Consider the following 7,725-nt stretch of genomic DNA (forward strand, 5'->3'; position numbering starts at 1 on the left):
TTTTATGGCTGTTGGCGCTCAGCAGGGGGCGGATCGCCCGAGCGGAGCCGCATTTTATCAGGAAACCGGGGCTTCCGAACGGAGGCGCAATAAAGCTGGGGGAGGATGATCTGCAGGCCGTCTCTATCTGTATTTAGCGGATTAAAGCGACGACAACGTGTTCGACAAGGCGATCGCGGTTTTTCTTTGTTGAGTATCTTTCGCCGCTAGCCCTACAGGAGGCACTTGTACCTTTCGCGCAGCTCGTGGCCGAGCCGAGTGACCTCGTCCCGTGCAATATTGCGCTCGGTTTCTGTTAGGGCTTCGTTGCAGAACGCATCAGCGTGTTCGGCAGTATCGAGCAGTAGGGCTGCGACGTAATCCTGCGCGATTCCGCGGGCGGTGCGATCCCTGACCGCTGGCATTCTCTTCGTGCGATAGTTACTGGCCATCCTGCTCCTCCGGTTTGTTACTGGCGTCTGAAGTAAAGGTAATGGCTCTGACCACTTTTTGCGAATCGTTGGCGATTTTGTAAACCGCGTTGCCGGCACGGATGTAGGTGTATCGCTGGTCTGCGATCACGAGACTGCCCTCAATCGGCCCGTCTGGCGTGTTGATCGAATGGGTGCGGGTCAACTGACCTAGGGTGGTGCTGATGTCAATTTTGGTCAGTTCGCTGCGCATCGCCTTGGCGCCGCCAGCGTTGAATACCCATGCGGGACCGAGAAGAAGTAGCACGGCAGACAGAGCCCCAAGGGAGGTGCTTAGGATTGTTCGAACCCAGTCGTTTTGCTTGGGATAGGCGCCTTTGAAAGCAATATGAAAAAACCAAGTGAAGAGGGCCATAAGCCCACCTGCGACAGCCATTAGGGCTAGTCGTGCGCTCTCAGATAAAGCGTCTAGTGTAAAGATGTAGCCATATAGCAGGAGTGAAGGCAGGCTAATTTCTAGCTCTGCAACGTCAATGCCTACCTTGGCTAGAAAACCAGTGATGAAAAGGTATCCCATTCCTGCAAGCAGCCCGTTGATCAAAAGGGCTAGGGCGGGGAACCACTTGAACTGGTCTATCAGTTTGCCCATATCTAACGGCGCTTCTTGTTGGGCTGAAGCTTGCGGGGTGTTTTGAGTTCGCTTTGGTATATCCCAACGCTTTTTTGTCATGCCCTGATCGTCCCTGAAAAAACACCGAGACTATCACGCTCGCGTATCTGCCGGCAGCTGCCTTGCTGTCATCCACCAGCCCGCGCCTGCGGGCTTTTTTGTGCCGGGAGGAATCATGTTTGGAAACTGGAAATGGGCGGCCCAGCTCGCGGCCGCGGCTGGGCTGTTGGTGGTTGTGCTGGCGGCGGGGTGGTGGGCGGTGTCGCCGCGCATTGAGCTACAGCGGTTGCGGGCCGACACGGCCGAGCGGGATCTGGCCAAGGCTGATGAGCTTATCCAGGTGCAAGCGCGGGTGCTGGAAGGGCAGCAGCAGGAGATGGGGCGCATTGCAGAGATTGGCCGAGGGTTGGAGCTGCTGCGCCAACAGGTGGACCGCAATGCCAATGATCAATCACAAGCATTTGAGGAGCTGAAACAGAATGACCAAACGATTAGGCAGTATCTGTCTGAGCATGTGCCTGTTGAACTCGGGGTGCTCTACGCCCGCCCAGCCACAACCGATCCCGCAGCCTACCGTTCAGAAAGCGCAGTGCAGCCTGGTGCCGTGCCAGCTGCCGGCGCGCAAACCGCTGGTGGTGAATGACGATTGCCGCAGGGCGTTGGATGAAGCGGAGGCGGCGCTGATCTCCTGCTCAACCCAGGTGATGGAGTGTTGGCTGCTACAAAATGATGCTATCACTGGGTCGATCAAAGCATCCAAAGAATAATGTCGGGAATAATACCAATACGCAAATAGAGTCCAAGCAGTAAGATGGCTATGACTCTGCATCATGGCGGCTAGCGACAGCGCTTTGGAGTTAAGTCGATCGGTGGCGAATGACGGGCAGGCTTGCTCGCCGAGAGATGGCGCGCCACCGGAATCTCGCTTTTGCACCCTGGCTAACTATCAGCTTTCTCTTTGAGCTTTTCTTCCGCATAGTCGAGCTTGCCTACCAAATAGGAGACAAGGCTGAGAATGTTTAAGCAATCAAGTTCTGAAATTATTTCTGGAACAACCCTGTCCATCGGGGCATGATTTATTGGATTGCGAAATCCTTGCATGAGTCCCCTTGTCAGGTGGCTTTGCCCCTCCTGCATATTTTTTAGGGACGACGTACTGAGATCATTGATGGCAATGGTGGGTGGCTTATTGTTGGGCAAGTTGAAAACATCTGCTAATCGTGTGCCGTCCTCGTCAATTTTTGCTATTTCTCTAATTCTAGCTGCGTACATCTTTGTCGCTTGATCTGCAGCAAAACCGTATTGAGAGTTTTTATATAGATCGTAAACCCCATCTTTAATGCTGAGATGAAGATGCCGCCAATGTAAAAGAGGGTATTCAGGCACTATGTTGTAAAGTGCATTTACGATGGGGTTTAAACTTTCGGAAATGTCCTCGTTTTTGGTCATGTGCGCGAGAATTGATTGAACTGGACCCTTTACATCTGTCGGCAGGGTGCTCATCCAGTGCTCTGTATTGATTCCCGTGGCCGTATTTATCTCTTCTTCTTTTTTCTTTGCCCGTTTATTTCTCCAGTCTCTAGCTGTCTCGGAAATGAGCTCCCCTAGGTACTCTCTGAAATCTGCCATGTCCGGCTGATCCCAGTTAATTGATTGTCTGTTCGTGGAAATGACGTCTTCGTTTAAAAGATCGATAAAGTCCGCATTTATAGAGCCGGTGAGGTATTGAAAGAAGTGGCTCGACGTACTTTCGGAAAAGTACTCTGGCGCGTTAACTAGTTTGCCGCGGGAGTATATGGTGATACCCCTTAGGCCTGCTGATGGAGGGATTGGTGTTTTGGCTGTGACAAATTTCAGTGATATTTTTCCATGATAAGGACTATCTTCTTTTACTAGGTCCTTTTCAGTCCACTGAAACTGCTGGTCGATGTCTTTGTATCTGCGCTCACCATCTACGCGAACAATGTCGGTCCCTTTCTTTAAGGTAATGGAGAATGAAGGGTCGACAGAGAATATTTTTGAAAGGCTGTCAGCCAGCGAATTAAGGTCAAATGGTGACTTTCTTTTTAAATCGGATAGCTTGATTGTTGTGCCATTCGTGCGCGGGGTTTGCTGGTCTTGAATTTCGATTATAGGGCTGTAAACAGAATCGGATGACAGAAGGTCTGCCCAGTTTAGCTTGAATCGATTTCTGAGGCCGTCTTTGGCTGTGTCCACGATGATTTCATTGGCAAGCCCGAATAACGCTAGCTTCCCTAACCCTTTTTTTCCTGTAGGCATTCGCTTGAATTTGTTTGATGGCTTGTCCCCATCATCATTTCTACGATTTCGGCCGATTACTAAAAACTTGTTTTGAATGTCGCTTAGCGACATGCCGTCGCCTTCATCCTTGATTACAATGCTCTTTGGCGTTTTATTTAACTCAATGAATTCTACAGCCACGCCTGGCGAATCAGCATCGTAGGCATTTGATATCAGCTCCGCCAATGCTGGTGGCAGTGTGGAATACATCTTTACGCCAAGATGCTCAATGGTTCTTGGGTCGAACTTTAGCTCCAGACTCATTGTCGTTCTTCCTTGATATGATCCGCGTACGCTCGGGCGTGAATTTCTATGAACTTTGGTGGGAGAGCGTTCCCTATCATCAGAGCTACAGCATCCTTTCCTTGGGTCAGCGAAAACTGATAGCCCATGGGGAATGTCTGCAGGATTGCAGCTTCGCGTAGTGTTATTGCTCTATCAAGCTCTGGATGTATAAATCGCCCTTTGGAGGGGTTGTGGCATCCCCCTGTGATGGTGGGCGCGACATCTTCCCATCGCATCCTTCCATACACATCCCTGTAGCCTCCGGGGTTTTTCTTGTGGCATTCAAGCCAGTATTCCATTGGTAGATCAGTTCTTGAACCTCCATTTTTAGGGATAAGGGAGATTCTTTTTTTTACTATTTCACTTCTTTCTTCGCCTAGGTCATGTAGGGTGTCGCCACTTTCCCCGGCAGGTCTCAGGTTGGAGAATGCTTCTTTCACGGTTGTTATTTCTTTGGCTTTTGGCGCGTCTGAGATTACGCCGAGTCTTGATGCTTTGAATAGCAGGCGGCGGCGTCTTTGTGGGACTCCGTAGTCTGCGGCATCATGTATGGATATTGAATGCTCGTTGACAACGTAGCCGAGTTGCTCAAGATCTTTTTTTAGCTTGAGGATGCGCCAGTTTTTGGCCAATGCTGGTACATTTTCCAGCATTATGGTTTTTGGAAGCATGGTTTTTACAAAGCGGAAAAACTCAAATATCAGATCATTGCGCGGGTCGAATTGAGCGCTTGTTTTATTTCGCGTTCTTTGGCTAGAAAATCCCTGGCAAGGAGGGCAGCCGGCCAGCAAATCTAGCTCGCCTGGCTTTAGGTTAGCGTCTTCAAGAACGTCCGCGGGGTTGATGTGGCGGATGTCCTTTTCATAGATATTAATATCGGCATGATTCAGACGATAAGTTTCAGCTGCAACTGGGTTTAACTCAACCCCTGCGATGACGTTGAAGCCGGCCTGTTTTAGGCCAAGCGTTAATCCGCCAGCCCCACAGAATAAATCGACTGCTGTTAGGTTTGTTTGACTCATCTATGCTGACCTGCCGTGGTTCTGATGCGCTCTTGGCTCACTTTGTGTATATCGTCTGTCTTGATTCAGTCTGCCTATGTGCTTCTTGGCAGGTTTTGACTATGAGGGCTGTATTTTCTGGCTTGGTGGAAGGCATGAACCGCTCCTTGGTTTTTCTTTCTATGCGCATAGTGGCCTGTGGTGGCGCTGATTTCAATTGTGTGCCAGGCGGCCATTTGACGCTAGTCGTTAATAGGCGCCTGAGGCGGCGTTGACTACTGCGTAGCCCTTTCACCGCAATGCTGTATCTGGCTGGCTCCGTAGTCACGGATGGCTCATCCCCTATGCTGAATGCACTTGGCTTGCATTATACAGTTGACCTCTGGGGCCGGCAGAGCTACCTTTTCCACGTTGCTGCAAATTCAGCGACACGGGTTTGGCGACTCGTAACTACCAGGCGGACACCGCCTTTGCGCGGTTTTTTTGTGTCCGCAACACGGCAAGGCCTTTATGGGCGGGCCGTGTGGGAGACCTTCGGGTCTGCCGGTTACTGGTAGCCGGTTCGCCAACCTGCACGGTTCGCTCACCCTGTTTGGCGACGGGGTAAGCGGAAAACACCGCATACCAGAGGCCTGTGATCATGCCGAAGCTTCCCGTTCTTACCCTCAATCCGCTCAAAAATCGTGCTGCCCGCTACCGTGCTCAGGCACTTACGGCGTTGCATGCGGATTCCTCCCTGTCTGTCCGGCTCAAACGTTACAACGCAGCGATGGCCAAAGCCCGCGATCTGGAAGCGCGTGGAGGTGTCCAATGAGCGTTCAAGCGCAGGCGCCGGCGGCTGCTCCGCTGCACTTCAACAACCGGCGGGATCTACCGCTGCATCGCTTACCCTTCATTGGCCCAGTGCGCGGCCGCACTCAGTTCAGCTTTTGGGCTGTGCCCAGAACGGGCGGCTACGCTGGCGGCAATGAAGTAGGTCGCGGGCTGGCTCGCATTTACTTGAAGCACCTCAAACAGCACGGCCGGCCGCAGGGCTTGGGCGCGCTCCAGTGGATCGTGCTGGATATGATCGGCCCAGCCGCTGCAAGCGCGTTGACGCCGGAGCAGTCAGCTCTGCGCGGGCAGGTGGTCGGCTTCTTCTCTGAGCTGGACGCCTGGTTAGAGGTGGCTGTCTGCGATCTGGAGGGTGGCTTGGATGCTCAGAGCGATAAGGCGCTGCTGGCCTTGGTCAATGCTGGCCTACGTTCTGAGGAGTGCGGCGAGGAGGGCAAGTCATGAGCCAGCCTATCGAGTTCGCGTTTGATGGCAGCCCCGTACGCGTATTGCTAGTGGAGGGCGCGCCTTGGTGGGTTGCGAGCGATATTGCTCAGGCCCTTGAGTATCGGATTGCTGGTGACATGACCCGCAATCTGGACGATGACGAAAAGGGTACGCAGATTGTGCGTACCCTTGGCGGTGAGCAGGACATGCTGATCATCAATGAGTCCGGCCTGTACTCCGCCATTCTGCGCAGCCGCAAAGCCTCTGCCAAGCGCTTTAAGAAGTGGGTCACCGCTGAGGTGCTGCCCAGCATCCGCAAATTCGGCGCGTACGTGATGCCCAACACGCAGCCCGATCCGGAGCCAGCACCCAGAGCATCGCGGGTAGAAGCGGAAGAGGTGGTAGCCGCAGGGCGGGTGTTCCGCTCGCTCTACACCGTCGGCCGCAGCATGGGCATGCCGCGCCAGCTGGCCGCCACCCGCGCCAATCAAGCAGCCGAGCGCACCACCGGGGTGGATCTGGCAGCAGAACTGGACGCCAGCCCCTGGCTGGATGGCCCAGACCTGCCGGCGCCGCAACGTAAAGCCTATGAGCTGCAGCAACGCATCCGCGCGCACCTGGTGGCCAACGACTGGCCGCAAGGCTTCAGCGTGCAACAAGTGATAGAAGCCCTGCAGCTGGTCAACGACCGAGGCACCCAAACGTCCGTCGGGAGCTGCCTGCGGTTGCTGGGCTACAAGCGGGTGCGTCTGTCACCCACTGGCCCCGGTGGCGCACGGCCGTATGTGTATCAGTTGGTCACGCTGCCGGCGTTGGCCTGCGGGTAGATCCTCGCAGACGTATATGACGACGATTCGCCAGTCTTTAGGTGTCGGCTCCAGATGGTAGCTAGCGATACCGTACGCTTTAATCTGAATTGGCTTGCCGTCTCGCGTGCCGCTGTATAGGACATATGGTGCCGAATCACAGGGTATCCGCTTGAGCACGCGATACCCGCCGGGGCGCTCGTGTGAGTAGTATTCATTTGGGCGCAACGTCAGGCCCGGTATGGTGAGTGATCGCATGCTGCTTTCTCCTTCATGTGTGGAGGGAGAAGCGTCAACCCGCTTGCTTGCATGTTCAAACCCTACACGGGGTCGGTGACTGTTATTGCTGCGCTCAAGCTGCTTGGTGCGTCGTTGCAGCCATTGTTCTAGAGCCTTCAGCAGGATGCGCAGTTGGCGGAGGCATCGGCCTAGCGTATCTATGTTCGTCGGAAGCATGTCTGCTAGCGGCTCGAAACCGGGCAGTTGCGAGATAGCGGCCACCAAGAGTAGTAGGGCAAGCAGGTTATCCAGAATTGGTAACCCGTACGCCAGTGCTTTGAGGCTGACTGTTTGAACTACTTGAAAAGCGCGCACGAGTGTACGCACGACTCGATTGGTCATGTGGTTTTCCTTTAGTTGATTGATTTGGCCTGAACCTCAGCGGTGCTGCTGCTGGGGCGGCCGGAGCTACTTGATCAGGATCGGCTCAGGTCTTGCCTGAACTGAACACAGATACCCCTATATACCGAGTTTGACGGCATTTCTTACAAACTGGTTTTGTGGGGCGGAGACTTGCCGGCTGGAATAAGTGCAGCTCGGTTGTTTCCCTGTTTCTATGTGACTTTAAAACTCGGCCTGTGGAGGCGGGAGGGGAGAGAGCGGAGAAGCGCAGCGATCACAGAGCAGATGCGGTGCTTAAATAGTGCTACGAAGAATTGACGTGTTATTGCAAGTTAATGATTTTTAAGGGGTAAGTATTTTAGTGTCTCCGA

The 7,725-nt window shown here is 53.5% G+C and carries 7 protein-coding genes and 1 pseudogene; 4 read left to right on the forward strand and 4 right to left on the reverse strand.

The window, feature by feature from the left end; translation table 11 throughout:
- Positions 1-212 precede the first annotated feature (212 nt).
- Positions 213-431, reverse strand: coding sequence for a hypothetical protein (locus tag ASB58_RS05845; protein ID WP_065335700.1), 219 nt, complete (start codon positions 429-431; stop codon positions 213-215).
- Complete coding sequence (locus ASB58_RS05850) at positions 421-1,140, reverse strand: hypothetical protein (protein ID WP_147336793.1); 720 nt, start codon at positions 1,138-1,140, stop codon at positions 421-423. Before ASB58_RS05850 ends, ASB58_RS05845 begins: the two co-directional genes overlap by 11 nt.
- Positions 1,141-1,255: 115 nt before the next feature.
- Between ASB58_RS05850 and ASB58_RS05855 the strand changes: the two genes are divergently transcribed.
- Positions 1,256-1,723, forward strand: a complete 468-nt coding sequence (locus ASB58_RS05855) for a hypothetical protein (RefSeq protein ID WP_118129649.1) — start codon at positions 1,256-1,258, stop codon at positions 1,721-1,723.
- Positions 1,635-1,847, forward strand: a pseudogene (locus ASB58_RS20425) (hypothetical protein); the annotation flags it as partial. The gene ASB58_RS05855 and the pseudogene ASB58_RS20425, both read left to right, overlap by 89 nt.
- A gap of 172 nt (positions 1,848-2,019) precedes the next feature.
- Here the strand turns inward: ASB58_RS20425 and ASB58_RS05860 are convergent.
- The gene (locus ASB58_RS05860; RefSeq protein WP_118129650.1) at positions 2,020-3,645 is read right to left on the reverse strand and encodes a TIGR02391 family protein; all 1,626 of its coding nucleotides are present in this window, start codon (positions 3,643-3,645) and stop codon (positions 2,020-2,022) included.
- Positions 3,642-4,688 (reverse strand): DNA cytosine methyltransferase, encoded by a 1,047-nt coding sequence (locus tag ASB58_RS05865; RefSeq protein WP_118129651.1) that lies wholly within the window; start codon positions 4,686-4,688, stop codon positions 3,642-3,644. Before ASB58_RS05865 ends, ASB58_RS05860 begins: the two co-directional genes overlap by 4 nt.
- A gap of 789 nt (positions 4,689-5,477) precedes the next feature.
- On the opposite strand from ASB58_RS05865, the gene ASB58_RS05870 reads away from it, so the two are divergent.
- Both ASB58_RS05870 and ASB58_RS05875 read left to right on the forward strand, forming a co-directional pair.
- Complete coding sequence (locus ASB58_RS05870; RefSeq protein WP_118129652.1) at positions 5,478-5,945, forward strand: hypothetical protein; 468 nt, start codon at positions 5,478-5,480, stop codon at positions 5,943-5,945.
- Complete coding sequence (locus ASB58_RS05875) at positions 5,942-6,754, forward strand: BRO-N domain-containing protein (RefSeq protein WP_118129653.1); 813 nt, start codon at positions 5,942-5,944, stop codon at positions 6,752-6,754. Before ASB58_RS05870 ends, ASB58_RS05875 begins: the two co-directional genes overlap by 4 nt.
- Positions 6,755-7,725: the final 971 nt, after the last annotated feature.

It is taken from the genome of Pseudomonas abyssi (genome assembly GCF_003444685.1).
In the GTDB taxonomy this organism is placed as follows: Bacteria; Pseudomonadota; Gammaproteobacteria; order Pseudomonadales; family Pseudomonadaceae; genus Halopseudomonas; species Halopseudomonas abyssi.